Annotated in this window: 23 protein-coding genes; 12 read left to right on the forward strand and 11 right to left on the reverse strand. The window is 65.7% G+C overall.

Annotated elements, in window-relative coordinates; translation table 11 throughout:
* Nucleotides 1-21: 21 nt before the first annotated feature.
* From BMX78_RS16415 to BMX78_RS16425, 3 genes are read left to right on the forward strand one after another with little or no spacing between them, the layout of a single operon-like run.
* Complete coding sequence (locus BMX78_RS16415; RefSeq protein ID WP_091421544.1) at nt 22-1,401, forward strand: LLM class flavin-dependent oxidoreductase; 1,380 nt, start codon at nt 22-24, stop codon at nt 1,399-1,401.
* Nucleotides 1,401-2,765 carry an LLM class flavin-dependent oxidoreductase gene (locus tag BMX78_RS16420; RefSeq protein WP_091421546.1) on the forward strand — a complete coding sequence of 455 codons (1,365 nt, stop codon included), beginning with the start codon at nt 1,401-1,403 and terminating at the stop codon, nt 2,763-2,765. Before BMX78_RS16415 ends, BMX78_RS16420 begins: the two co-directional genes overlap by 1 nt.
* Nucleotides 2,762-3,793, forward strand: coding sequence for an aldo/keto reductase (locus BMX78_RS16425; protein ID WP_091421549.1), 1,032 nt, complete (start codon nt 2,762-2,764; stop codon nt 3,791-3,793). Before BMX78_RS16420 ends, BMX78_RS16425 begins: the two co-directional genes overlap by 4 nt.
* Here the strand turns inward: BMX78_RS16425 and BMX78_RS16430 are convergent.
* The 6 genes from BMX78_RS16430 to BMX78_RS16455 form a co-directional block, all read right to left on the reverse strand.
* Nucleotides 3,742-4,542 (reverse strand): hypothetical protein, encoded by an 801-nt coding sequence (locus BMX78_RS16430; RefSeq protein WP_091421551.1) that lies wholly within the window; start codon nt 4,540-4,542, stop codon nt 3,742-3,744. The genes BMX78_RS16425 and BMX78_RS16430 overlap by 52 nt on opposite strands.
* Nucleotides 4,543-4,605: 63 nt before the next feature.
* Nucleotides 4,606-5,418 carry a phosphatase PAP2 family protein gene (locus BMX78_RS16435; RefSeq protein ID WP_091421553.1) on the reverse strand — a complete coding sequence of 271 codons (813 nt, stop codon included), beginning with the start codon at nt 5,416-5,418 and terminating at the stop codon, nt 4,606-4,608.
* A gap of 32 nt (nt 5,419-5,450) precedes the next feature.
* The gene (locus BMX78_RS16440; protein WP_091421555.1) at nt 5,451-6,350 is read right to left on the reverse strand and encodes a DUF817 domain-containing protein; all 900 of its coding nucleotides are present in this window, start codon (nt 6,348-6,350) and stop codon (nt 5,451-5,453) included.
* Complete coding sequence (locus BMX78_RS16445) at nt 6,343-7,161, reverse strand: oxygenase MpaB family protein (RefSeq protein WP_091421675.1); 819 nt, start codon at nt 7,159-7,161, stop codon at nt 6,343-6,345. Before BMX78_RS16445 ends, BMX78_RS16440 begins: the two co-directional genes overlap by 8 nt.
* Nucleotides 7,162-7,241: 80 nt before the next feature.
* Nucleotides 7,242-8,855 (reverse strand): amidohydrolase, encoded by a 1,614-nt coding sequence (locus tag BMX78_RS16450; RefSeq protein ID WP_091421557.1) that lies wholly within the window; start codon nt 8,853-8,855, stop codon nt 7,242-7,244.
* 5 nt (nt 8,856-8,860) lie between these two features.
* The gene (locus BMX78_RS16455) at nt 8,861-10,126 is read right to left on the reverse strand and encodes an MFS transporter (RefSeq protein WP_091421559.1); all 1,266 of its coding nucleotides are present in this window, start codon (nt 10,124-10,126) and stop codon (nt 8,861-8,863) included.
* 183 nt (nt 10,127-10,309) lie between these two features.
* Between BMX78_RS16455 and BMX78_RS16460 the strand changes: the two genes are divergently transcribed.
* From BMX78_RS16460 to mmsB, 5 genes are all read left to right on the forward strand, one after another.
* Nucleotides 10,310-10,918 carry a TetR/AcrR family transcriptional regulator gene (locus tag BMX78_RS16460; RefSeq protein WP_091421561.1) on the forward strand — a complete coding sequence of 203 codons (609 nt, stop codon included), beginning with the start codon at nt 10,310-10,312 and terminating at the stop codon, nt 10,916-10,918.
* A gap of 215 nt (nt 10,919-11,133) precedes the next feature.
* A complete protein-coding gene (locus BMX78_RS16465; RefSeq protein WP_091421678.1) occupies nt 11,134-12,774 on the forward strand; it encodes a glycoside hydrolase family 53 protein in 1,641 nt (546 codons plus the stop codon).
* A 281-nt stretch (nt 12,775-13,055) separates the two neighbouring features.
* Complete coding sequence (gene chvE / locus BMX78_RS16470) at nt 13,056-14,186, forward strand: multiple monosaccharide ABC transporter substrate-binding protein (RefSeq protein WP_353615450.1); 1,131 nt, start codon at nt 13,056-13,058, stop codon at nt 14,184-14,186.
* Nucleotides 14,187-14,298: 112 nt separating this feature from the next.
* Nucleotides 14,299-15,828: a multiple monosaccharide ABC transporter ATP-binding protein gene (mmsA, locus tag BMX78_RS16475; RefSeq protein ID WP_091421566.1), complete on the forward strand. Its 1,530-nt coding sequence runs from the start codon at nt 14,299-14,301 to the stop codon at nt 15,826-15,828.
* 3 nt (nt 15,829-15,831) lie between these two features.
* Entirely contained in the window at nt 15,832-17,124 is a 1,293-nt protein-coding gene (mmsB, locus tag BMX78_RS16480) for a multiple monosaccharide ABC transporter permease (protein WP_091421570.1), read from the forward strand.
* A 71-nt stretch (nt 17,125-17,195) separates the two neighbouring features.
* Here the strand turns inward: mmsB and BMX78_RS16485 are convergent, their stop codons facing one another.
* Together BMX78_RS16485 and BMX78_RS16490 are read right to left on the reverse strand one after the other, a co-directional pair.
* On the reverse strand, nt 17,196-17,408 hold the full coding sequence (locus BMX78_RS16485) for a hypothetical protein (RefSeq protein ID WP_091421573.1): 213 nt from the start codon (nt 17,406-17,408) through the stop codon (nt 17,196-17,198).
* Nucleotides 17,409-17,411: 3 nt separating this feature from the next.
* Entirely contained in the window at nt 17,412-19,472 is a 2,061-nt protein-coding gene (locus tag BMX78_RS16490) for a beta-galactosidase (protein ID WP_091421576.1), read from the reverse strand.
* Nucleotides 19,473-19,664: 192 nt separating this feature from the next.
* On the opposite strand from BMX78_RS16490, the gene BMX78_RS16495 reads away from it, so the two are divergent.
* The 4 genes from BMX78_RS16495 (at nt 19,665) to BMX78_RS16510 (ending at nt 24,018) form a co-directional block, all read left to right on the forward strand.
* Entirely contained in the window at nt 19,665-20,987 is a 1,323-nt protein-coding gene (locus tag BMX78_RS16495) for an ABC transporter substrate-binding protein (protein WP_091421578.1), read from the forward strand.
* Between the two features lie 123 nt (nt 20,988-21,110).
* On the forward strand, nt 21,111-22,076 hold the full coding sequence (locus BMX78_RS16500) for a carbohydrate ABC transporter permease (protein WP_091421581.1): 966 nt from the start codon (nt 21,111-21,113) through the stop codon (nt 22,074-22,076).
* A 2-nt stretch (nt 22,077-22,078) separates the two neighbouring features.
* Entirely contained in the window at nt 22,079-22,981 is a 903-nt protein-coding gene (locus BMX78_RS16505) for a carbohydrate ABC transporter permease (protein ID WP_091421584.1), read from the forward strand.
* 20 nt (nt 22,982-23,001) lie between these two features.
* Entirely contained in the window at nt 23,002-24,018 is a 1,017-nt protein-coding gene (locus tag BMX78_RS16510; RefSeq protein WP_091421586.1) for a LacI family DNA-binding transcriptional regulator, read from the forward strand.
* Between the two features lie 110 nt (nt 24,019-24,128).
* Here the strand turns inward: BMX78_RS16510 and BMX78_RS16515 are convergent, their stop codons facing one another.
* From BMX78_RS16515 to BMX78_RS16525, 3 genes are read right to left on the reverse strand one after another with little or no spacing between them, the layout of a single operon-like run.
* Entirely contained in the window at nt 24,129-25,190 is a 1,062-nt protein-coding gene (locus BMX78_RS16515) for an L-idonate 5-dehydrogenase (protein WP_170850847.1), read from the reverse strand.
* On the reverse strand, nt 25,190-25,960 hold the full coding sequence (locus BMX78_RS16520; protein ID WP_091421589.1) for an SDR family oxidoreductase: 771 nt from the start codon (nt 25,958-25,960) through the stop codon (nt 25,190-25,192). The genes BMX78_RS16515 and BMX78_RS16520 overlap by 1 nt, the downstream gene beginning before the upstream one ends.
* A complete protein-coding gene (locus tag BMX78_RS16525; protein ID WP_091421592.1) occupies nt 25,957-26,901 on the reverse strand; it encodes a 2-hydroxyacid dehydrogenase in 945 nt (314 codons plus the stop codon). The genes BMX78_RS16520 and BMX78_RS16525 overlap by 4 nt, the downstream gene beginning before the upstream one ends.
* Nucleotides 26,902-26,917 lie beyond the last annotated feature (16 nt).

A 26,917-nucleotide genomic window follows, 5' to 3' on the forward strand; every position in this document is an offset into this window, starting at 1 on the left:
CGAACCCAAAGGACCAATCCCATGACTTCCGGAAACCAGCCGCAGAACCGCAAGCTCCACCTCAACGCTTTCCTCATGAGCACCGGCCACCACGAGGCATCGTGGCGGCTGCCCGAAAGCGACCCGCAGTCCAGCACCAACGTTGAGCACTACAAGCAGCTGGCCCGCACGGCCGAACGCGGCAAGCTGGACTCCATCTTCTTCGCCGACTCTCCGGTCCTGTTCGGCGAGGTGGGCCGCCGCCCGGCCGGCAAGCTCGAGCCCACCGTGCTGCTGACCGCCATCGCCGGCGCCACGGAACGCATCGGCCTGATCGCCACCGCCTCCACCACCTACAACGAACCGTTCAACCTGGCCCGCCGCTTCGCGTCCGTGGACTGGGTCAGCGGCGGCCGGGCCGGCTGGAATGTGGTGACCACAGCCGGCCCGGATGCCGCCCGTAACTTCGGGGTGGACGACCAGCCCGCCCATGCAGTCCGGTACGATCGTGCCGCCGAGTTTATCGAGGTGGCGCAGAAGCTGTGGGACAGCTGGCAGGACGATGCCGTCCTCGCGGACAAGGCCGAGGGCGTATGGGGTGACGCGGACAAGATCCGGACCATCGACCACGAGGGCAAGCACTTCAAGGTCCGCGGCCCCCTTAACGTGCCCCGCTCGCCCCAGGGCCACCCGCTGATCGTCCAGGCCGGATCGTCCGAGGACGGCAAGGACCTCGCGGCCCGGTACGCCGACGCCGTCTTCACTGCCCACCAGACCCTCGCCGATGCCAAGGAGTTCTACCGCGACCTTAAGGCCCGTACCGCTGCGGCCGGCCGCGACCCTGAGACCATCAAGATCCTCCCCGGCATCGTTCCTGTCATAGGTGCCACCGAGGAGGAAGCGCTGGAGCTGGAACGGGAACTGGACCGGCTGATCAAGCCCGAGTACGCACGGATCCAGCTGGCAAAGACCCTGCGCGTGGCTCCGGAGGACCTGCCCCTGGACCGCCAACTGCCGGAGGACCTGCCCAGCGAGGACGAGATCGAGGGCGCCAAGAGCCGCTACACGCTGATCGTCCAGCTTGCCCGCCGCGAACAGCTCACGGTCCGCCAGCTGATCGGCCGCCTGGGCGGCGGGCGCGGGCACCGTACGTTCACCGGAACGCCGGTCCAGGTGGCGGACGCCATCCAGGAATGGTTCGACGGCGGCGCAGCCGACGGCTTCAACATCATGCCGCCCGTGCTGCCTTCCGGGCTGGAGACGTTTGTGGACCAGGTGGTGCCGATCCTCCAGGAGCGTGGCCTGTTCCGGACCGACTACACGGGCACCACGCTGCGCGAGCACTATGGCCTGGAGCGACCGGGCAACCGCTTCGCCGGTGATGTTGCACCGGCGCTCGCGTCGATCGGTGCGGCGTTCTGATGGGCCGGCAGCTCAAGCTCAACCTGTTCATCTACCCGGGCGGCCACCACGAGGCCGCGTGGCGGCACCCTAAATCCCAGACGGACCGGCTGCTGGACATCCGCTTCTACCAGGAGCTGGCCCAGCGCGCGGAGGCCGCAAAACTGGATGCAGTGTTCTACGCCGACGGTCCCGCGCTGGAGAACAACGTGCAGTATGCCACCAGATTCCGGATCGAGCCGTTCACCTGGCTGTCCGCGATCGCCGTCGCCACCGAACGGATCGGCCTGATCGGCACCGCCAGCACCACCTACCTGGAGCCGTACAACGCGGCCCGGCTGTTCGCGTCGCTGGACCACATCAGCAACGGCCGCGCGGGGTGGAACATCGTGACCACCGGCGCGGAGCGGGCGGCCCGGAACTTCGGGCTGGATGAGCACCCGCCGCACGCCGAGCGCTACGCCCGCGCAGATGAGTTTGTCCGGGTGGCGGGCAAGCTGTGGGACAGCTGGGAGGACGGGGCCGTGGTGGCCGACGCCGACAGCGGGGTTTTCGCCGACACGTCCCGGATCCATCCGATCCAGCATGAGGGCGAATACTTCCGGGTGGAGGGCGCATTGAACACCCCGCGGTCCCCGCAGGGCAGGCCGGTGTTTGTGCAGGCCGGCTCCTCGGCTGACGGCAAGGCCTTCGCTGCCCGGAACGCCGAGGCAGTTTTTACAGCCCACCAGACCCTGCAGAGTGCGCAGGGGTTCTACGCCGACATCAAGGCGCAGGCAGCGGCGACCGGCCGGAACCCGGAACAGCTCCTGGTCCTGCCCGGCATCAGCCCCTACCTGGGCTCCACCGAGGCCGAGGCGCGGGCGCTCAAGCAGGAATTCGACGAGCTCACCCAGCCGGAGTATGGGCTGGGGATCCTGCGGAAGCTTCTGGGCGTTGACCTGGACGGGGTGAAACTGGACGAGTCCTTCCCGCCGGAACTGCTGGCCTCGGCCGGCAAGGCCGGCAGCCGCAGCCAGCTGGTCCTTGACATCATCCGCCGCGGGAACCTGACCGTGCGGCAGGTGCTGCACCGCTTCGCCGGGGCGCGCGGGCACTATGTCTTCGCCGGAACCCCGGCGCAGGTGGCAGACGAGATCCAACGCTGGTTCGAGGACGGTGCAGCGGACGGGTTCAATATCATGCCGCCCTGGCTGCCCGGCGGCTTCGAAGCCTTCGCCGACGAAGTGGTGCCCATCCTGCAGTCCCGCGGAATCTTCCGCACCGAGTACGCCGGCCGGACCCTGCGCGAGCACTTCGGTTTGGACCGGCCGCGAAGCCAATACAGCCAAGGCGATTACAGCCAGAACCAACACAGCAAGCAACTACTGGGAGCATCCGCATGACCGACTACCGCAACCTGGGGTCCACCGGCCTCAAGGTCAGCCCGCTGACCCTGGGCACCATGATGTTCGGGGCCATTGGCAACCCGGACCACGAGGATTCCATCCGCATCATCCACCGCGCCCTGGATTCCGGGATCAACCTGGTGGACACCGCGGACGTCTACTCCAAGGGCGAGTCCGAGGTGATCGTGGGCAAGGCGCTCAAGGGCCGCCGGGACGAGGTGGTGCTGGCCACCAAGGTCCACGGCCGCCTCGGCGAGGACGTGAACCAGGCGGGAAACTCACGCCGGTGGATCATCCGTGAGGTGGAGGACAGCCTGCGCCGGCTGCAGACCGACTGGATCGACCTCTACCAGGTGCACCGGCCGGAACCGGACACGGACATCGACGAGACCCTCGGGGCGCTCACGGACCTGGTGCGGCAGGGCAAGATCCGGTACATCGGCACGTCCACATTCGAGCCGGGGCAGATTGTGGAGGCCCAGTACGTTGCCCGGGAACGCCACCGCGAGCGCCCGGTCACGGAGCAGCCGCCGTACTCCATCCTGGCCCGAGGCATTGAACGCGAAGTGCTGCCGCTGGCCCGGAAGCACCGGCTCGGCGTGCTGCCGTGGAGTCCGCTGGCCGGCGGGTGGCTGTCCGGCAGGATCAGGCCCAACGGCGCGCATGCCACCTCCAGCCGGGCCGCGCGGCAGCCGGAGCGGCATGACCCGTCGTCGTCGGAAAATGCCCGCAAGACCCAGGCTGTACTGGAGCTGACCGAACTCGCCGAGCAGGCGGGCCTGTCCCTGATCCATCTCGCGTTGGGCTTCGTGCTGGAGCACCCGGCCGTGACGTCCGCGATCATCGGGCCCCGCACGCTTGAGCACCTCGAAGGCGTGCTCGGCGCGGACAAGGTGAGCCTGTCAAAGGACGTGCTGGACCGGATCGACGAGATCGTTCCGCCGGGCACCACGCTGAACCAGGCCGACGCCGGCTACCGGCCGCCGTCGTTGACTGACCCGTTGCTGCGGCGCCGCAGCCGCTGAACCGGCGCCGGCTGGATTGCCGGCGGCAGGGACGTCGGTGGGCCGGACGGCTCGGGAATCTCCCGCCGTCGTCCGGCCAGTTCGCTGAGCCGGGCAACAGCCTGGCGGGCCGCCGCTTCCAGGGCGGGATCATCGGTGGTGGCGCGGGCGTAAGCCCCCACTGCCGTCAGCGCCTCCAACAGCCCGGCGGCGGCGGTTCCACCCGCCCCCTGCCGCAGGAGCACCTCCCGGTCCGCAGCCATCGTGGCAGCAAGGTCCCCTACAACCACCCGCTGCCGCAGGTCGCGGATCCGCTCCACCTCAACGAGCCTCTCCCGCAACGGCCACAACCCGATGAAACGTGAAAGCCACGCCTTGTGCCGTTTCTTGTGCTGATGCTCCTGCCAGTGAGGGTAATAGTTGAACAACACCGCGAACGGGATAAGGACCAGAAGCACCCACACCACCCAGCCGGCGCTGCCCGGATTGGGACCTTCCCACGCATGCTCCAGCTCCCAATACAGTCCACCGATGGCCAGGCAGGCCAGGATCCAGCTGACACCAAGAATGTCCCGGCGCCGCCTTTGGGCCTTTGTGGCGTACTGGACGGGGGCCGGTTCGGTGGCGGTAAGTACCTCAGCGGCGGTGAGGCCGGCGTTCAGGGCCGTGGAGGTGCCGGCATCCGGCAACCCGGAGCGGTCCGGTACTTCCACAAAAACCGGCGGAAGCTCAGTGGCCTGCTGCACAGGCTGGTTGGATTGCTCGCCCATTGATCCCCCATCAACAAAGTCCGGACTGGCCCCTCGAGTATATGGTTCCCGGCCCGTTCCTGATCAGGCCGGGTGCACGCGCGTGGTGAGGTAGAGCCGGTGGGCGGTGATGACCAGCGACAGCCAGGCGGCGCCCAGCGCCCAGGCCCCCAGCACGTCCGTGAGCCAGTGGTGCCCGAGGTACACCCGGCTTAGCCCCATGGTCGCGGCGAACACTGCCGCGGCCACCGCGGTGAGGGCGCGGGCCCGGGCAGACTTGAGGCGCAGGATGATCAGGTACGCCACAATTCCTGCGATGACCACCGAATTCAGCGAGTGGCCGCTGGGAAATGACGCCGAGTATTCGTAAGGCGGCACGGCGTCCGCCAGGTCCGGCCGGGTCCTGCCCACCAGTTCCTTGCCGGCGATGGTCATCAGCAGCGACCCGAGCCCGGCAACGAGCATCAGGATGACGGGCGTCAAGGACCTTCGCCGCCATGCCAGCAGGACCATGACCGCCAGTGCCAGCACAGGCATTCCGATGGTGCCGCCCACGTCCGTATATGCGGTGACCAGGAGATCCAGGGTTGGGGAACGAAGGGTTTTGGCACCATCGAGAACCGGGTGGTCCAGCCCCGCCACGCCGTCCGCTTCGACTACAGACTCGTACACCTGGGCGAATACTGACGCCAACGTGACAGCCAGCGCCGCCCCGACGGCCAGGGTGAGCACCAGCGCGGCGTGGGAACCAAGAAGGCTGCTGATCCGCTTGACCACCGAGGCCAGGAGCCGGCCCGGCCTGGTATCCCACCTGGTGAGGTCCTGCCCGCCAACAAAACGGTCCTGCTGGACTTCACCGCTGACGCCGGTCTCCGCCGGATTCTTGCCTGCAACCATTTCCTGGGCCCTCCCGTACGGCAGATAAGGAATTAGTAAGCAAGCTTACCTTGCGGTTCGGCGGATTCCTCCTGCCCTTCTCCACTGTCCGGCGGTTGGGGCTTGTAGACCCAGGCCACCAGCACCACGGAGATGATCATCAGCAGGAACCAGGACACCAGCTTGTCCAGCGGCACCGGATGCCAGCCGTCCACCTGGCTGGGGTACAGCCAAGCCCCGGACCAGGTGGCGATGTTCTCGGCGATCCAGATGAACAGGGCCACCAGCAGGAACGCGATGACCAGCGGCATCCTGTGGTGCTTCCGGAACACGCGGAAATGCATCACGCAGCGGCCAAAAATGATGACGACGGCGGCAAGCAGCACCCAGCGCAGATCCCAGATGTAGTGGTGGCTGAAGAAGTTCGCGTAGATGGCGGCGGCCACGATGGCCGTGATCCACCGCCGCGGGTAATGGGCGAAGCGAAGATCGAAGAGCCGGTAGACGCGGACCATGTACGAGCCCACGGCTGCATACATAAACCCGCTGAAGAGCGGGACCGCACCGATCCGCAGGACGCCCTCCGCCTCATAGGACCAGGAGCCGACGTCGGTCTTGAACAGTTCCATCACCGTACCCACCAGGTGGAACAGGATGATGACCCGCAGTTCCCGGAGCGTTTCCAGTTTGAACACGACCATCAGGACCTGGATGGCGACGGCGGCCAGCGTCAGGAAGTCGTTCCTGGCGAGCGCGGCACCGTCCGGGTACCAGAGCCGTGCTGCCATCAGCACCGCCAGGAGGGCCGCCCCGAAAATACAGGCCCAGCCCTGCTTGAGGCCAAAGACCACGAATTCGGTGAGCTTGGGGCGCACGCGGCTGGCCGGGGCGCTGGCGAGGAAGCGGCGGGCCCGTTCATCGAGGCGCTCCTCCAGCGGAGTGGAACTACGCACGAACTCCCTGACGCTTGCCGGTCTGGCTGTTGGCGCGGATGTCGGCGTCCAGGCTGTTCAGGCAGTAGTCCTTGAACCAGTGCCGGATACGCTGCGGGAGCCTGGGGTAGGTAACGGCCAGGACCCGCATGGTGCGGTTGAAGCGGCGTTCCCGGCGGCCGCTCCACGGCAGGCCGAAGTCCTGGCGGAGCTGATCCGGGAGGAGGCCGGCGGTGAGGAACCTCGCGGACGGCATAATGGCGCGGTACCAGAGCGCCGTATGCTTCGGGAACAGCAGCCCGCGGCCCACGCGCACCCCGCCGCCCTCCGCCCGCAGGGTGGAGATACGTTCGTCCCAGTAGCGGCTGAACGCCGCCCGGTCCGCGGGCCACATCCCGGCCGGTAGCTGCAGGGCTGTGCCGATCCGCGCATAGTCCTGGTACATGGCATCGGCCGATTCGTCGTCGAGCGGGCCGTAGATCTTCTCGATGATGGTGATCGCTGTGTCGTAAAGCGTGGCCACCACCCAGAGCTGCAGCTCGGGATCGAAGGCGTTGTAGCCCGGGGACTTTTCGGTGTCGTCCTTGCGGACCGGAACGTGGGCCCGGTTCACCCGGCGGCGGACCTCGGTCACCTGCTCGTCCGTGCCGTACACAATGGCGTAGACGTAGGTAAGGGTGCCCTTGAGCCTGTTGACCGGGCGGCCCACGAAGGTGCTGTGCTCGTCAACGCCGCGGCCAACGGCCGGATCGGCAAGCTGCAGGAGGAGGGCCCGGCCCGCGCCGGCGAGCAGGATGCCTTCCGCGCCGTACTCGGCCATTCCTCGCACCATTTCAACAGGGTACCGGACTGCCTCAAGCAAGGACGACGGCGGGACCTCCCGCCGTCGTCCGCCTCCGTCCCAGCGCTGCGTCAGGCGACGTACTCCGTCCGGCCGTCCACCACAGTGCGGAGTATGCGCGCGTTCAGCAGCGACTGTTCTCCGTGGACGAAGGGATCTGCGTCCAGTACAGCGAAGTCGGCAGCGAGTCCGGCCGACAGCCGGCCCCTGCGGTCCTCCTCCATCACCGAGGCAGCGGCGTCGCGCGTGGCATGCCCGATCGCCTCCGCCAGGGGCCGGGCGAAATGCGGGTTGTTTGGTGGATACGACGGATCCAGCGCCGATTTCCGGGTGGCCGCCACAAACATGTTCTGCAATGCATCGTAGGGTGCGGTGGGAGCGTCGGTGGAGAACGCCAGGAGGGCTCCGGCCGCCACATATTCCGGCCAGGCGAAGCTGCGGTCCGGCCGGTCATCGCCCAGCATCGCCACCCAGTTGCCGTAGATGGCGGGGTCGGCGTGGACGGGCTGCATGGACGCGGTCACGCCGAGCCGGGCCATCCGCGCTGGCGTTTCCGGCGAGGTGTATTCGAGGTGCTCGATGCGGTGCCGCCGGCGGCGGGAGCCATTGACCTCTGCAGCATTTTCCAGCGCATCCAAAGCTATATCGCTGGCGTGGTCACCGATGGCGTGCAGGGCCACCTGGAGTCCTGCCGCATCTGCTGCTGCCACTACCGGGGTGAGCTGCTCCGGAGCCCAGATGGGTCCTGCCTGGGAGCCGTCGGCGTAGGGCTGGTTCATGGCAGCGGTGCAGGCATCGATCACGCCATCGAGCGCCAGCTTGATCCCTGCCACCCGCAGCCATTCGGTGTTGACTTCCCGCGCCAGGAGCACGGCGCGTTCCACCTGCGCCAGGTTTTCCGCCTCGTCGCCGGTGTTGTGGATGAACCAGTGCGCCACAATGCGCAGCGGCAGCCTCCCACCGCGCCGTTCCGCCGCCCGCTGGAAAGCGGCCAGATCCAGTTCGCCCAGTGCCATGTCCACCGCACCGGTCACCCCGGCGGCAAGATAGGCCTCGATGGAACGTTCGACGGCGGCGTCCCGGTCAGCGTCGGACGTCACCTTCGCCAGGAACGGCCACACAAACTGCTGGGCGGCAGTTTCATACAGCATCCCGTCCGGCTCGCCCTGGCTGTCGCGTCCGATGCGGCCGCCCAGGGGGTCCGGGGTGTCGCGGGTGATGCCGAGCTCCTTCAAGGCGGCGCGGTTCACCCAGCAGGAGTGGTAGTCGTTGGCATCGAGGTACACGGGTACATCAGACACCGCTTCATCGATCATGGCCGCGGTGGGGACTCCGGGCAGGGAATCGAACAGCCAGCCCCTGCCCAGGACCCGCGGAGCCCCGGGGTCCGCGGCGCGGGCGGCGCTCAGGCGTCCCTGGATGTCGGACAGGGACCTGGCATCCGTCAACGCCACCTTCCCGAGCGCCTCGCCGAGCATCATCACGTGCGTGTGGGCGTCGATGAACCCCGGCAGCACCAGCCGGCCGCCAAGGTCGATGACCTCTGCAGTATCGCCGGCCGCCTCGCGGGCAGAGGCATTGGTGCCCACATGGGTGAGCGTGCCGGCGTCGACAACGAACGCTTCCGCCCAGGGGGCCGATTCGTCGGCGGTGAAGACGCGGGCGTTGCGGTACAGCTCGGTCATGGCTTTTATACTCCTGCAGTTCGAATGGTGGCGATATCGGGCGAGTTGGAGGTTTTGGCGGCGTTCACTGCCTCCACCCGGGTGGACAGCCGGGCAATCAGGACTGCGGGAACCAGGAGCACCAGGCTGAAGCCGGCCAGGACCCAGCCCAGCGCCGGGAAGCCGAACGCCTCCCCGATCCAGGCTCCGAACATCGGCGCGAAGCTGGATCCCACCAGGTACACGCCCAGCACAGGCCCGGACCAGCGGCCGCTGGCGTCCAGGGCCGCGGCGGTGGCGATGAAGTACATAAAGGCGACCGCGTACACGGTGTTCCAGGCGATCATGGTGACGAGGTAGGTGGTGGAGTCTGTAGTGAGGCAGGCGGTCAGCTTCAGGGCGGCGCCGAGCACCAGCAGGATGCCCAGCGGGAGTGCCCGGCCCAGCCTGGTTCCGAGGAAAATCAGAGCGATGGCGGCGAGCAGGCCGCCGCCGGTGGATGCGCTGAGCACCAGACCCAGCTGTTCCTCCGTCATACCGGCCTGGGCCACGCCGATGGCTCCGGACATAGCCCACAGGGAGTCCTCGCCGATTGCCCAAAGGGCGAAGATTGTCAGCAATGCGAAGCCGGCAACAGTGATGGTCCTGGTGCTGACGGCGCCTCCGGTAGCGAGTGCCGTCGTCGTACTCTCCTGTGCTGGCTGTGGTGCACCCTGGTGGGCCGCCGGTTCCGCGGCCATGGGCAGCCACCCGGCAGTGAAAAGCAGCGCGAGGGCGAGCCCGGCCACGAAGCCGAAGGCGCTTCCCATGCGAATGCCCACGGCCGGAATGATGGCCAGCACCACGGTGACGATGGCCCGGTTTGCCAGTCCGCTGATGCCGGAGGCGCGGTTAGGGTTGCGCAATGCTGCCAGAGCGGCCCCGCCGGAGGCGACGGCGCCGCCGGCTCCGATGCCGCCGGCAATGATCCCGGTGATCACCGCGGCGGGTGCCAGGTCAAGGGCGGCGAGTCCGAAGCCGGCAGTAGTCAGTAGCAGTCCCGCCCGGGCCACCAGGTAGCGCCCGCGGCCTTCGGTAAAGCGGGTCACCGCGAGGCAGGCGAGGGCGGTGGCCAGGAGGCAGGCGGTCATGAGCGTTCCCGCCTCGGTGGCTCCGACCTTCAGGGAATCCTGGATGGCGAGGATCATGAACGGGACCAGGTTGGCGCTCATGAAGCCCACCACGCCGATGCCGAAGGTTGAGACCGCGCGTTTGGTGGTCAGCGGAAGCCGCTGGGGTTCTGGCTGGGTCATTGGTAGTCCTTTGAACAGGGGGATGCGCGGGTTTTTAGGACTGCGCCGGATGCTTCCTTGCATCCGGAGTGCCTGCTGCCGGTCCGGCAGTTCCCGCTAAAACGAATGGCGTTCGTTTTATTATGCATGTGACCTGCGTCAAAGGGAAGAGTCCCTAGACTGGCTTTTGACGAAGGGAGTTTCATGCCACGGCCCAGGACGCCGATCCTCTCGGTGGACCGCATCGCGGATGCCGCCATCGAACTGGTGGATGAAGGGGCCGGTTTCGGCGTTAATGCCCTCGCCCGCCGCCTGGGCGTCACGGCATCGTCCCTGTACAACCACATTTCGGGGCGGGACGAGATCATTGAACTCATGCGGGCGCGGCTCGGCGCCCAGTCGATCCCGGAGGTGCCCGAGGATGCCGGGTGGGACAGGGTGCTCTCGCTGATTGTTCGCGGGCAGCGGGAAATGTACGCGGCCCATCCGTTCGTGGTGCCGCTCATTGCTGGCAAGACCATCACCGATCCCGGCGTGATCAGCGCCTACGAACGCATGGCCTCGGCGCTCGTTACCGCCGGCTTTCCTGACGGGGACGTGCTGACCATCATCTCCGTCATCGACTCCTTTTCGCTCGGCGCAGGCCTGGACCTCGCCGCACCTGACGAGGTGTGGGCGCCCACCGAATCCGCCGCCACCCTGTCCCGGCTGGTCAAAGAATCTGGTCACGGCCGGGAACGCAGCGACAAGGCCTTCGAGACCGGCCTTGAGTTACTCCTTGAGTCGCTGCGGATGCGATTAGCCGCGACCTGACGGACACCAACCTGCCGGCCCTTCTCAGCCAAAGAAATCGCAAGCGAAGCTGGGAGCGATAACAGTGTTCTGCGCCTGAGTCCCCAGCCCAATCCTCACCCTGCCTCTATCGCCACAAATTTCAGTGTGCTAGAACTGGGAGCGCACACAGGTTGGGCCCGTTGGCAAACATGACGGCCAGCCTGCTTTCGATTCATACCGTCAGGGAGGACGACATGAAAAAGCACCACTCAAAGATCCAGCACCCTCAGAAGCGAAAACTTCCCTCAGCGGTGGTGGCCGCTTCGCTGCTGGCCGTCGCTGCATTGCCTGCTGGCATCAGCCCGGCGATAGCCGAAGGCCCCTCCCAGCCGGGTGGCGCCGTCGTCAACGGAGACTTTTCCCAAGGACTCAGTGGATGGAAGGTGACCGGCGATCCTGCCGCGACCACCACGGCGGCGGAGGCCGGCAACCAGCTACTGACGCAGCGCCTCGGCGCGGACGGCACGTCGACGCTTCGCCAGAAGACCGGCAGCCTGGCCGAGGGCTGGTGGACGGTGTCAGCACGGGTCAAGGCTGAGGGGACGCTCGGCGCTTCCCGGATCGGCTTGAAGAACTGCGGAGTGGACGGCGAGACCGTCCTTCCGTCCACCGCGCAGGACGGCGCCTGGCTGCAGATCTCGGCCGACGCCTACGTGACCAAGGGTGCCTGCGAGATCATTATCGAAACCCGCGGCAAAGCCGGCGACTGGGCCGAGGTGGACGATGTCACCCTCACCCCGGGGTCCGTCCAGCGGGCGGTCCGTGGCGCCGACCTTTCCAACCTTGCCAAAAATGAGGACATGGGCGCGGTCTACTTTGATGCGAACGGCCGGCAGGTGGATGCCGTCGAAGCATTCGCCGACGCCGGCGCCAACCTGGTGCGGCTGAAGGTGTGGGTGAACCCCGCTGACGGCTACAACACCACGGATGAAGTGGTGGCCACGGCCAAGCGGGCGAAGGCGGCCGGGATGAAAATCCTGGTGGACTTCCACTACAGCGACCGGTGGACAGACCCGGGCGCCCAGGGAATGCCCGCCGCCTGGGTGGGCCTCAGCCCGCAGGCAGTGGCGGATGCCGTCTACGCGCACACCTCGGAGGTGCTGACTGCACTGAAGAACGCCGGCGCCACTGCGGACTCGGTGCAGGTGGGAAATGAAATCAACCCCGGCATGCTCTGGCCCCTCGGCCAGACCTGGGACGTCAACCCCGCGGACGACGTGAAGGGCGCCCAGTGGGACAACCTGGCCCTGTTCCTCGCTGCCGGCTCCCGCGCCGCCAAGGACGTCAGTGCCCAGACCGACGTCATCCTGCACCTGACCAACATCAACAACGGCATCGGCGGCCTGACGTGGTGGTATGACGAGGTCACCAAGCGGGGCGTCCAGTTCGACACGATCGGCTTGTCCTACTACGGCTACTGGCACGGCTCCATGGCGGACCTGCAGCACACCATCACCGAACTTTCCGCCCGCTACGACCGTAACGTGGTGATCGTCGAGAACTCCTACCCGTTTACCCTCCGGGACAATCCGGTTGATCCGTGGGAGAACGTCATCCGCAGCCAGGACCAGCTTGTACCGGGCTATCCGGCAACTCCGGAGGGGCAGGCAGCTAACTTCCGGGCCGTCCAGGACGTCGTGGCGTCCGCCCCGGGCGGCCGCGGACTCGGCGTGGTGTCCTGGGAACCTGCATGGACTGCCGTCCCGGGCAACGGCTGGGATCCGGCCGACCCCGCCAGCGGCAACGCGTGGGAGAATCAGGCCATGTTTGATTTTGCAGGCCGGGCCCTCCCGGCGCTGCAGCAATTTGCTCCGGATCCTGATACCAAACGCTGATCCCACGAGCGGGCCGCGCCTGTCCTGCCGGGCAGGCGCGGCCGCAGTGACTTGACTCACAATAAGCCCTGACGTACCGTTTCTGTTAGCGCTAACACATCCTGAAAGCGGACTGCATGGCAAGTGCCACCGGCATCGCCCGGGCAGACCGCCCCTTCCGAGTCCAGAACCGCGGGTCCGGCTTTTAAAGCCCCACCCCTTATTGCTTTACCTGCCGGCAAGCGCAGATGCTTACCGGCTCAGCACCACTTCGCGGACAAACTCCGCGGAAGGAGAAAGTTGTGAGAATTAGGAAACTCCTGGGCGCCGTTGCAGTCGCTCTCGCAGTCACTGTGGGTGCCACAGGTTGCGGCTCCCGGGGCGGAGCAGCTGAAGCCGGGGCCGGGGCCTCGGCTAACCCCAGCGATTCCCTGGTGGGCATCTCGATGCCCACGCAAACTTCCGAACGCTGGATCGCCGATGGCGGGAACGTGGAAAAGTCCTTGAAGGAACTGGGCTACAAGACTGACCTGCAGTTCGCCAACGACGACATTCCCACCCAGGTGTCGCAGATCGAAAACATGCTCACCAAGGGAGCCAAGGCGCTGATCATCGCCGCCATCGACGGCACCACCCTGACCGATGTCCTTGCCAAGGCGAAGGAACAGAACGTCAAGGTCATTGCTTACGACCGCCTGATCAACGGCACCCCCAACGTTGACTACTACACCACGTTCGACAATTACACCGTGGGCGTGCAGCAGGCTACGTCGCTGCTGACCGGGCTTGGCCTGGTGGATGCCAGCGGCAAGAAGGTGGACGGCAAGGGCCCCTTCAACGTTGAGCTTTTCGCCGGCAGCCCCGATGACAACAACGCCAACTTCTTCTGGACCGGCGCCATGGACACCCTGAAGCCGTACATGGATGCCGGCACCCTCAAAGTGCCCAGCGGCCAGACCAAATTCGAGCAGGCAGCCATCCTGCGCTGGCAGGCACCCGTTGCGCAGAAGCGCATGGAGGACATCCTGACCGCCGCCTACAGCTCCGGCACCAAGCTCGACGGCGTGCTCTCCCCCTATGACGGGCTCTCCATCGGCATCATTTCGGCGCTGACCAGCACGGGCGGCTACGGCAAGGGCGACCTGCCGGTGGTCACCGGCCAGGACGCTGAAAAGGGTTCGGTGAAGTCCATCATCGCCGGTGAGCAGTACTCCACCATCTTCAAGGACACCCGCCAGCTGGGTTCCCAGGCCGTGAAAATGGTTGACGCCGTCCTGAAGGGCCAGGAGCCGGAGGTCAACGACAGCAAGACCTACAACAACAAGGTCAAGGTAGTACCGGCGTTCCTGCTGAAGTCCGTGATCATCACGGCGGACAACTACAAGAAGGAACTCATCGACTCGGGCTATTACAAAGACGCCGACGTCAAGTAACCATCTTCGGGGGTTGCGGCCAGGCCACCCCGGCCTGGCCGCAACCCCTTCCTTTAGGGCCCCTGCAGCCGCAGGCCGGCCAAGTTTTTCAACCAGTCAGTGGGAATTGACGATGAACACACCCATTCTCCAAATGCGGGGAATCACTAAGACCTTTCCGGGCGTGAAAGCCCTCCAGGACGTCACCCTGGACGTCAACCGTGGCGAGGTGCACGCCATCTGCGGCGAGAACGGGGCGGGAAAGTCCACCCTCATGAAAGTGCTCTCCGGCGTTTACCCGCACAACTCCTTCGACGGTGAGGTCCTCTTCGAAAACGAGCCCTGCAACTTCTCCGGCATCAATGACAGCGAGAAACGCGGCATCGTCATAATCCACCAGGAACTCGCCCTGAGCCCCTACCTGTCGATCGCCGAGAACATCTACCTCGGGAACGAGCAGGCCAAAAACGGCTGGGTGGACTGGCGGAAAACAAACCTGGAAGCGGCGAAACTGCTGGCCCGGGTGGGCCTGGACGAAAACCCCGTGACTCCGGTCCAGCACATCAGCGTGGGCAAGCAGCAGCTGGTGGAAATCGCCAAGGCCCTCTCGAAGGAAGTCAAGCTCCTTATCCTGGACGAGCCTACTGCCGCGCTTAACGACGAGGACTCGGGACACCTGCTGGACCTGATCCTCCACCTGAAGGGGCAGGGAATCACCAGCATCATCATCAGCCACAAGCTCAACGAAATCCGCAAGGTAGCGGACGCCGTCACCATCATCCGCGACGGCAAAACCATCGAAACCCTGCGCCTGGATGAAGGCCAGATCACCCAGGAACGGATTATCCGCGGGATGGTGGGCCGGGACCTGGAAAGCCTCTACCCGGACAGGAACCCGCAGATCGGCGAGGAAGTCCTCCGGATCGAGGACTGGTCCGTCAGGCATCCCCAGGACCACTCCCGGATGGTGGTGCACAACGCGAGCCTGTCCGTCCGCAAGGGTGAAGTGGTCGGCCTCGCAGGCCTGATGGGCGCAGGCAGGACCGAGCTGGCCATGAGCGTGTTCGGGCGCACCTACGGAACCGCGATGTCCGGGAAGGTGTACAAGTACGGCAAGGAAATCAACACCTCCACCGTGTCCCACGCGATCTCGAACGGCATTGCCTACGCCACCGAAGACCGGAAGCACTACGGCCTGAACCTCATTGAGGACATCAAGCGGAACATCTCCATGGCGGCCCTGCGGAAGCTGGTCAAGGGCGGCTGGGTGGACAAGAACCAGGAAACCATTGTCGCCAACGGCTACCGGAAGAGCATGAACATCAAGGCGCCGTCCGTGGCCGCCATCACCGGAAAGCTGTCCGGCGGAAACCAGCAAAAAGTGGTGCTGAGCAAGTGGATGTTCTCGGACCCGGACGTCCTGATCCTCGACGAACCCACCCGGGGCATCGACGTCGGGGCGAAATTCGAGATCTACACCATCATTGCCAAGCTGGCGGCCGAGGGTAAAGCGGTGATCGTCATTTCCTCCGAACTGCCCGAACTCCTCGGCATCTGCGACCGGATCTACACCCTCTCGGCCGGCCACATCACGGGCGAAGTTCCCATCGCCGAAGCATCCCAGGAAACCCTCATGCACTACATGACCAAAGAGAAGGAATAGGACATGTCCGCCCTACGAGAATCACTCGGCTTCCTCACAAGCCGCCTCCGGCAGGTTGGCATCTTCGTTGCCCTGATCCTGATCGTCCTGCTGTTCCAGGTTTTGACCAACGGCATCCTCCTGGAACCCCAGAACGTCACCAACCTGGTGGTCCAGAACAGCTACATCCTCATCCTCGCCATTGGCATGGTGATGGTGATCATCGCCGGCCATATCGATCTCTCGGTCGGTTCGATCGCCGGATTCATCGGGGCCGTTGCCGGCGTAATGATCGTCCATTGGGGCTGGGCCTGGTGGATCGCCATCCCCGCATGCCTCCTGGTGGGAGCACTGGTGGGGGCCTGGCAAGGTTACTGGATCGCCTACGTGGGCATCCCTGCGTTCATCGTCACGCTGGCAGGCATGCTGATCTTCCGCGGCCTCACCCTGATCACCTTGAAGAACCAGCAGATCACCCCGTTCCCCGCCGAGCTTCGGGCCCTGGGCGGCGGCTTCCTTCCGGACATCTCCGGCGGCAATTCAGTGCTGGAGTGGCTGACCGTCATCCTTGGCGTGGGTGCCACGGTCGCCCTGCTCGTGCAGGCACTCAAAGAACGCCGGATCCGGAGGAAGTTCGATCTGGAGAACGAACCGATGGCCTGGTTTGCCACCAAGACCACCTTTATCGCCCTCCTCATGCTGATCATCACGTTCCTCCTGGCCAGCTATCGCGGCACGCCGATCGTCCTGATCGTGCTGGCCGTCCTGGTCATCGCCTACACGGCCCTGATGAACAACAGCGTCTTCGGCCGCCACACGTACGCCATCGGCGGGAACCTCCACGCCGCTGAGCTGTCCGGCGTCAAGACCAAAGCCGTCACCTTCCGGCTCTTCGTCAACATGGGCGTCCTGGCAGCCTTGGCAGGCCTGGTCTTCACGGCCCGGCTCAATTCGGCCCAGCCGGCCGGCGGCACCGGCTTCGAGCTGGACTCCATCGCCGCTGCGTTCATCGGCGGCGCTGCCGTCCAGGGCGGCATCGGCACGGTGGCCGGCGCGATGATCGGTGGCCTCATCATGGGCGTGCTGAACAACGGCATGTCCATCCTGGGCCTCGGGACCGACTACCAGCAGCTCATCAAGGGCCTGGTCCTCCTGCTCGCCGTAGGCTTCGACATCTTCAACAAGAACCGCACCGGCGGCGGCACCAGCATCACCAGCCGCTTCAAGAAGAAGCCGGTTCCCCCGGCAGCCACTGAGGCAGCGGCGCCTAAGGAGCCAGCCGCTCCGGTTCCGGCAAAGGCATCCGAGACTGTCTGACCCAAGGGGAAAGCCCAGCTACCGGAAGGCCTGGTAGCTGGGCTTTTTCGCGCGGCGCAAAAAAGATTGGCCTAGAAAGTGGCTTCCCGGGTCACTCCGAACGGCACCTGATCGCTCAGGGAGACCCGGAAACGGTCGGGCTCCAGGCGGGTCACCAGGATGCCGTGGGTCCCGGTGCGGACTGCTATGGCTTGCAGATCCTTCACGGCCGAGTTCAGCCGTTCCTCGATCTGGCAGGCGCTCTCGACCCGGATCTCGATGTGGTCAGCGGTTGCGGTGGGCATGTCCTAAACCTCTTCGCCGGCGGTGTGGATGACGCAGACGGTTCCTGCGGGGACCACTGCGGTGCCGGTGACGGTTTCGCCGCTGAGGAGGTCGCGGCCGGTGGCCGGGTACTCGGCGTCGGTCTCCGCATGGTTGATCAGGAAGGTGAAGGTGTCCGCCCCGGCGCTGCGGGTCGCGACCTCGAGTCCGGCCGGCGGCCGGGGCACCGTTTCAATCCCTGAACTTTCGACGGCGTCACGCACCACGGCGGCGAGGTCGCCGCCGTCGAGCTTGGTGGAAACGTACCAGGCAGTCCCGCTGCCGAAGGTGTTGCGGGTGACGGCCGGCCGTGAAGCTGCCGGGCCGTCAACGTAGTGGCTCACGACCGTGGCGGTGCCGGTATGGATCTCCTCGGTCCACACGGTCCCGGCGGCACCGCTGCCCAGCGTGACGCTCTGGTTCTCTCGGAGCGGCAGGAATTCGTGGATTTCCAGGCCGAGCACCTCTCGGAGGGCTCCAGGTGACGCACCTGCCGGGACCGTATCGTTGGCGTCCACAATGCCGGAGAAGTAGGAAACCAGCAGGTTGCCGCCGCCGTCGACGTAGTCGGTGAGGTTGGCCGCAGCCTTATCTCCCACGAGGTAGAGGGCCGGGGCCAGGACCAGGCCATATCCGGAGAGGTCGGCTTCGGGGTGGGCGAAGTCGACGCTGATGCCTGCCTGCCAGAGGGTGGTGTAATACGCCTCAATGCGTTCGCGGTGGTTGAGGTCGCTGCTGGGCCGCCATTCCAGGTCCTGGGCCCAGAAGGATTCCACGTCCCAAAGGATGGCCACCCGGGACTCCACAGTGGATCCCTTGGCGGCGGCGAGCTTCTTCAGGTCATCGCCCAGGTCCAGCACCTCGCGCCAGATCCGGGTACCGGTACCGGCGTGCGGAAGCATGGCGGAATGGAACTTCTCGGCACCGAACCTGGAGGCCCGGAACTGGAAGAACATCACCGCATCGGCGCCGCGGGCCAGGTGGGAGAGGCTGTTGCGCGCCAGCTCGCCGGGGCGTTTGGCGATGTTGCGGCCCTGCCAGTTCACGGCGCCGGTGGAGTGTTCCATCAGCATCCAGGGCCGGTTTCCCGCCAGCGAGCGGGTGAGGTCGGCGTCCATGGCCAGCAGGATGTGATTGTCCGTCCGCTGGGCCACCAGGTAGTGGTCATTGGCGACGATGTCCACTTCCTTGCTCCACTTCCAGTAGTCAGCAGCCAGGCAGTTGGTGGCCATGAAGTTGGTGGTGACGGGGATCTCCGGAGTGTACCGGCGGATGACGTCCCGCTCATTGATGAAGCAATCAAGCAAGGCGTCTGAGGTGAAGCGGTGGAAGTCCAGGCGCTGGGCCTGGTTGCTCACGCTGGCGGAGAGCCGGGGCGCGTCGATCTCGTCCCATTCGCCGTACTTCTGTCCCCAGAACAGCGTGCCCCAGGCACGGTTCAGTTCGTCCAGTGTGCCGTAGCGGGCCTGGAGCCATTCGCGGAAGGCAGCCACGGAGTACTCGTCGTAGGAGTCGCTGACCGGTGCCCCGTACTCGTTGTGGACGTGCCACAGGACCAGCGCCGGATGCGCGGCGTACCTGCGGGCCAGCTGCTCCGTGATGTTGGCGGCGGCGCGGCGGTACTCGGGCGAGCTGGGGCTGGCCATTCCGCGGGATCCGTTGCCGAGGGTGACCCCCTCTCGGGTGACGGGGCGGGCCTGCGGGTACTTCTTCCAGAACCATGCGGGCGGAGCTGCCGTGGGTGTGCCGAGGTCCACGCTGATCCTTGCACCATGGAGGAGATCCATCAGATGGTCCAGCCATTCGAAGTCATACTCGCCTTCGCGCGGTTCCAGCAGCACCCAGGAGAAGATGCCGATGCTGACCAGGTTGATCCCTGCCTCCTTCATCAGCGCGATGTCCTCCACCCAGACCTCGCGCGGCCACTGCTCCGGGTTATAGTCCCCGCCGTAGCAAAGGCCGGCGGGGCGCCGGACCCAGGGCGCAGGTAGGCGCTCGGGTGCCGCCGCGGCATGCGGCGCCGTGCGGTGAAGGACGTCTGTCATGGGGATTCTCCTTAGGACTGTGTGCGGTCCCAGTTTTATCACAGCGTAAAGCCCGAAGACCAGAACAGTGCTCCTATTGACATGGCTCACACAGATGTGGATTACTGGAACCGCTCACAGTCATGCGGCCTAGGTTCGGATGAGGGTGATAATTCAGCGAAACCCGTTCAGCTTTTCGACAAGGAGGACGAAATGCGCAAGTCATTTCGTGCAGGCGCCGTGGCCATGCTCGCAGCGGCCGCAATGCTTACCGCAGGATGTTCCGGGAATTCCGGTTCGGACAACGGATCAGCAGCAAATGATCCCAACCAAAAGGTGGAACTGACCTACTGGGCCTGGGCCCCCAACCTGGACAAGGTGGTGGAGGTCTGGAATGAAAAGAATCCCAACATCCACGTCACCGTGAACAAGCAGGACGGCGGCGACCCCGCAGTCACCAAGCTGCTCACCGCCGTCAAGGCCGGCAGCGGCGCCCCTGACCTGATCCAGGCCGAATACCAGAAGATTCCCACGCTGGTTGCGGCAGATGCCCTGGCCGACCTGTCCGGCACCGAAGCCAACGAAACCAAAAGCCACTTCCCCGAAGGCGTGTGGAACGATGTAACGCTGGGCGGCGACGCACTGTACTCGGTTCCGCAGGACACCGGCCCCATGGTCTTCTACTACCGTGCCGACGTCTTCGAAAAGCTCGGCCTCTCCGTCCCCACTACCTGGGATCAATACGCGCAGGCCGCCAAGGCCGTCCACGCCGCGGATCCCGAAGCTTACCTGGGCACGTTCTCCTCCAACGATGCCGGCTGGTTTACGGGCATGACCCAGCAGGCCCGAGCCTCATGGTGGGGTATTGACGGGGACGCCTGGAGCGTCAGCATCGACAAGGAAGCCACCCAGAAGGTCGCCGGGTACTGGGGCGGGCTTGTGGAAGAGGGCATCATCGACAACAAGCCGATGTACACCCCCGAGTGGAACACGGCCCTGAACACCGGCAAGCAGGTCGGCTGGCTCAGCGCAGCGTGGGGTCCGGGCGTGCTCTCCGGCAACGCGGGTTCAACTGCCGGCCAGTGGAAGGTGGCCCCCATGCCGCAGTGGGATGCCGCAAAGCCCTCCACCGGAAACTGGGGCGGTTCCTCCACCGCCGTGACGTCACAGTCCAAGAACCTTGACGCCGCAGCAAAGTTTGCCACCTGGCTGAACACTGATCCGGAAGCCGTCAAGGCCCTGGTCACCGAGACCGGCATCTACCCGGCCGACACCGAGGGTGCCAAGTCCGCGCTGACCGAGGCGCCCGCGTTCTTCTCCAACCAGCCCGATTTCTACGATGTAGTGGGCGACGCCGCGCAGAGCGTGAGCTCCTTCACCTACGGGCCCAACGTCAATGTGGCCTACAACGCCTACAACGACCAGTTCGCCAAGGCTGCACAGTCCAAGCAGAAAAGCGCCTTCCTCGATGCCGTCAAGTCCATGCAGCAGGTCACCGTTGAGGACCTGTTGCAGACCGGCTTCACCGTCAAATAAGCCCTGCAAGTATGTAACAGACTCCGGTTCCGGGAGGGGCATCCCTTGGCCCCTCCCGGAACCGGCACCATCTTCAAGAATCCACACAAGCTCCAATCCACACAAGGAAGTGCACCCGTGGCAATGACTGTGACCAAGCCCGGTCCGGCGGCAGATACCGCCGCCGGGACCACCAGGCGGGCGAAGAATTTCAAATCCCGGGTGCTCATCCCCTACGCGATGCTCGCCCCCGGCATCATCCTTTTCCTGGTCTTTATGGCCGCACCGATCGTCTACACGCTGGTGCTGAGCTTCCAGAAAAAGAAGGTCAGCGGCCTGGGGCTCGGCAAAGGCTCCCAAAGCCAGGTGTTCGCGGGCCTCGAGAACTACGTCAGCGCCCTGACTGACCCCGAGTTCCTGGGCAGCGTGCTCCGGGTGCTGCTCTACGGCCTGATACTGATTCCGCTGATGCTCGGCTTCGCACTGCTGTTCGCGCTCCTGCTGGACTCCCGGCGGACCAGGGCAGGCAGCTTCTCCCGCACCGCCATCTTCCTTCCCTACGCCGTCCCCGCCGTTATCAGCTCGCTGCTGTGGGGCTTCCTGTACTTGCCCGGGGTGAGCCCCTTCCACTTCCTGGCCCGGCAGTTCGGCGTCGCACTCCCCTCTCTGCTGGACCCGAACCTCGTGACATTCGCCATCTGCAACATCGCCCTCTGGGGCGGCGTGGGCTTCAACATGATCGTGATGTATACGTCGTTGAAGGCCGTTCCCAGCGAGATCTACGAGGCAGCCAAGCTGGACGGCTGCTCTGAAATCCAGACGGCCCTGCGGATCAAGATCCCGATCATCGCCCCGTCGCTGGTGATGACGGCATTGTTCTCGATGATCGCCACGCTCCAGGTCTTTGCCGAGCCCACCACGCTGCGCCCCCTGGCCAACAGCCTGTCCACCAGCTGGTCCCCTCTCATGCTGGTCTACCGCGACGCGTTCACGCGGAACGACGTGTTCTCCGCAGCCGCCACCAGCATCGTGATCGCCGCCGCCACCTTCATCATTTCCTTCCTGTTCCTGCGCGTTGTGCAGAAGCGGGCCTTCGGACAGGAGAACTGACCGTGACCACCCTCGCCCCGCGCCGGACCGCCAACGGAAAGTCACAGCGCAGCTCCATGCGTGTTGATTCAGTCCAGGAGAAACCGAGCTACCTGTCCACGGGAATCCTGATCCTGGGCGCGCTCTACTGCCTGTTTCCCGTGATTTGGGTGGTGGCAGCCGCCAGCAAGGACGGCACTGAGCTGTTCTCCACCTTCACGCTGGCCCCCAGCACCCACCTGTGGGACAACATCGTGGCCCTGACCGAATACCGCGACGGCCTGTTCTGGCGCTGGATGGCCAACACTGCGCTCTATGCCGGTGTGGGTGCCGTCCTCTCCACCTGGGTCTCGGCGCTGTCCGGCTACGTCCTGGCAAAGTTCGAATTCCCGGGCAAGACAGGGATCTTCAAGGTCCTGCTGATGGGCGTGCTGGTCCCCGGCGTCATCCTGGCCATCCCCCAGTACCTGATGCTCGCCCAGGCCGGCCTGACCAACACCTACTGGTCGGTGCTCCTGCCGCAGATCATCAGCCCCTACGGCATCTACCTCGCCCGGATTTACGCTGCCGCTTCCGTGCCCGGGGATGTTATCGAGGCGGCCCGCACCGAGGGCGCCAAGGAGATGTACATCTTCAACCGGATTGCCGCACCCATGATGCTGCCCGGCCTGGTGACCATCTTCCTCTTCCAGTTCGTGGCCATCTGGAACAACTTCATGCTGCCGTACATCATGCTGGGCGACGACCACCTGTTCCCCATCACGGTGGGCCTGAACGGGCTGCTGAACCAGGGCGCCTCCGCACCTGCCCTCTACACCCTGGTCCTGGCCGGCGCCCTGCTGTCGATTGTCCCGCTGGTCATTATGTTCCTCCTCCTGCAGCGCTACTGGCGGGTCGACCTCGCCGCCGGCGCTGTCAAGGCCTAGTCCTCGATAGGCTGTCAACCATGACTCAACCCACCTCCCGGCCGAGGCCAAAGATCGACGACGTGGCCAAAGAAGCCGGAGTCTCACGCGGCACGGTTTCCCGCGTGCTGAACGGCGGACACTGGGTCAGCCCGTCCGCCCTGGAGGCCGTCAACGCCGCCATCAAAAAGACTGGCTACCGGGTCAACCCGCATGCCCGGAACCTGGCCACCAACCGTGCCAACTCCGTGGCATTCCTGCTGACCGAAACGCATGACCGCCTGTTCGAAGACCCCAACTTCGCCGTCCTTCTGCGCGGGGCCGCCGATGCGCTGGCAGTCCACGACATCCCATTGGTCCTGATCCTGGCGGGCACCGATGACGAACAGCGCCGGGCCACGGAATTCCTCACCTCGGGCCATGTGGACGGCGTACTGCTGGTCTCGTCCCATGCCACCCGGAAGGGGATCATCTCGAACATCATTTCCGCGGGCATTCCCGCCATCTCCTGCGGAATCCCCCTCGGGTTCGAAAAGAAGATGGGCTACGTTGCGGCCGACGACTACGAAGGTGCCCGGGACGTCCTGCGCTACCTCCAGGACGCCGGCCGGCAGCGGATCGCCACCATCAGCGGGCCGCAGGACACCTCCGGCGGGATCCGCCGGCTTGAGGCCTACCGCGACCACCAGGGCGCGGACCTTGATGAAGCCCTGATCGTCCACGGCGACTACAGCAAGGAAAGCGGCGCCAAGGGCATGCGGGAACTCCTCAACCGTGCACCCGGCATCGACGCCGTCTTCGCCGCCAACGACCTCATGGCCCTTGGCGCCATGGAGGTTCTGCATGAGGCCGGGCGGCGCACCCCCGAGGACGTCGCCGTCGTGGGCTTCGATGACATCAGCGCGTCCTCGGCTGCCACACCGGCGCTGACCACCGTGCGCCAGCCGTTCGAGCGGATCAGCGAGGAAATGGTCCGCCTGCTCCTGGACGTCATCGCCGGCAAGCGTCCCGCGGCCATCACCATCCCCACGGAACTGGTGGTCCGGGAGTCCGCGTGACCTTCCTGAGGTGAGCGCTGAACAACAGAAGCGGACGACGGCGGGACCTCCCTCCGTCGTCCGCTTCTGTTATGTGCGCTGCTGTTATGTGCGCTGCCCGGAGGCTGGTGCTAAGCCTTTGCACCGAAGCTGAGCAGCACTTTCCCGGATTCCGCAGAGTTCCGGGCCACGCCGAAGGCTTCCAGCGCGTCCTCCACCGGGTATTCGTGCGTGATGACGGGCTCAATGTGCAGCGAGCCGTCAGCGAGGGCGGCAATGACGTCGTCGATCTCGTCGTTGAACCGGAACGAACCCTTCAGCTCGAGCTCCCGCGTGATCGCCAGCGAGATCAGCACCGGCTGCGGCCCCGTGGGCAGCAGCCCCACCATCACCACGGTGCCGCCGCGGGTGGCGCCCTGGATGGCGGACGCCAGGCCGTGGTGGTTGCCGGAGGATTCAATCACGACGTCGGCCTCCACGGCGGCGATCGCCTCGGTTTCACCGGCGGTGATCACGTGGTCCGCTCCCACGGCTTGGGCGATCTCCAGCGGCTTGGCGTGCATGTCGACCGCAGTGATGGGGCTTGCGCCGGCCCGTTTCAGGACCGCGACGGCAAGGGCGCCGATAGGGCCGCTTCCGATCACGAGCGCGGATTTTCCGGCCACGTCTCCGGCCCTCGCCACTGCATGCCAGGCCACCGAGGCCGGTTCGATCAGGGCGGCGGTGCGGAGATTGATGTTGTCCGGCAGGGTCCGCAGCATCCGGGTCGGAAGGTTCACGTAGCGGCTGAACGCGCCGTCCTTGTGCGGGAACCTCGCGGCGCTGCCCAGGTACGTGCAGCCAGGCGAAAGGTTGGGCCGGTCTTCCGGGTAGCGCGCCGCACCAGGGCCGGGCGTGGCGGGGTGGACTGCCACTGGAGTGCCCGCGGCTGGGCCAGTTCCGTCAGCAGCGGCACGGACCACCGTCCCGGAAATCTCGTGGCCCAGCACCAGGGGTGCCTTCAGGATGGATTCGCCGGCCGCGCCGTGCAGCCAGTAATGCAGGTCGGAGCCGCAGATGCCGCCGTAGTGCACCTCGATCACAGCCTCGTCCGGGGCCGGAGCGGCGAGGGTCAGTTCATCGATCCGGAGATCGTTCGCGGCGTGGGCCACCACAGCCGGGCCGGTAATGGGCAGTGCTGTATCCAGGGACATCAGACCACCACCGTCATTCCGCCGTCGATGAAGATGGTCTGGCCGTTGACGAAGTCAGAACCGCTGGAGGCAAGCCATACCGCGGGCCCTGCGAGGTCCTGCACGGTCCCCCACCGGTTGGCCGGGGTGCGGCCCAGGATCCAGGAGTTGAACTGCTCGTCGTCCACCAGGTTCTGCGTCATCTCGGTGTGGATGTAGCCCGGTGCGATGCCGTTGATCTGCAGGCCGGACGCCGCCCACTCAGCGGTCATGGCACGGGTCAGGTTCCGCAGCCCGCCCTTCGCCGCAATGTACGGTGCGATGGTGGGCCGGGCGAGGTCCGTCTGGACCGAGCAGATGTTGATGATCTTGCCGTGCCCGCGCCCGATCATGAAGCGGGCAGCCTCCCGGCCCACCAGGAACGCGCTGGTCAGGTCCGTGGAAATCACCCGTTCCCAATCCTTCACATCCAGGTCCAGCATCGGCACCCGGTGCTGGATCCCGGCGTTGTTTACCAGGATCTCCAGCGGCCCCACATGCTCTTCCACCCAGGCAACACCGCGCGCGGCCTCGGCGTCGCTCGTGACGTCGAAGGCCACACTGTGCACCCGGCCGGGGGCGAAGTCCGCCGCCATGGCCGCCGCGGCATCCTGGAGCCGCTCCTCATTGACGCCGTTCAGCACCACTGTTGCACCGGCGTCGGCCAACGCCCTCGCCAGGGCGCTGCCGATCCCGCGGCTGGACCCGGTGACCAGCGCAACCCGGCCGGTCAAATCAAAAAGTGAACTCATGCGAACGGACCTGCCTGGACGAGGTTGGCCGGAGTCTGGCCGGCTGCCAGCGCCTCGAGCTGCTTCCGGAGGAGCTTCAGGATCCGCGGCTGGAACGCCGAGGCGTTGCCGCCCACGTGCGGTGTAATCAGGGCGTTGGTGGTGGACCACAGCGGGTGGTCCTGCGGCAACGGCTCAGGATCAACCACGTCAATGGCGCACTGCAGGCGGCCGGACAGGACTTCCTTGGTCAGCGCGGCGGTGTCCACCACGGAACCGCGGCCCACGTTCACCACCAGGGCACCGTCCGGCAGGGCAGCCAGGACCTCTTCGCCGATCAGCTGGTGGGTGTGCTCGTTCAGGGGCAGCACCGAAACCAGGATGTCGTGCGAGGCGGCGAGCGCGGCCAGTTCGGAGGACGCGTGAACCTGGCCATGCTCATCCGTCCGGGCCGAGCTGCCCACCCGGGTAATGGAGACTTCGAAAGGCTCCAGCCGGCGCGCAATCTCGTGCCCGATCCCGCCCACGCCCACCAGCAGCACCTTGCGGTCCGCAAGCGACTGCCGCCGCTCCGGCCGCCACAGGCCATATTGCTGGTCCCGGACGGCCTGGTCGATGCCCCGCAGCTTGGCGAGGATCAGGCCGATGGCGAGCTCCGCCGTCGCCGCCGCGTGGACTCCGGAGGCATTCGCGACGCCGGCCGCCGGGCCGGCAGCCTCAATCACGCCGTCGTATCCGGTGGACTGCGTCTGGACGAACTTCAGGTCCTGCACCTTGGCCAGGGACACCAGCACTGCGCCGGCGTTGATGTACGGCAGGATGACGCCGTCGATCCCAGCCAGCGTCCCGCCGTCGGGATCCTCGTTCAGGTCCCAGACCACTCCCCGCAGCCCGGCGGGCAGGGGTGAGAGATCGTCGAGGAGCTGCTGGTCGGGGAAGCTGACGGTGCGGACTTTTTGCATCGGGAACCTATCAATC

The sequence above is a fragment of the Arthrobacter sp. OV608 genome, from assembly GCA_900110595.1.
GTDB lineage: Bacteria > Actinomycetota > Actinomycetes > Actinomycetales > Micrococcaceae > Arthrobacter.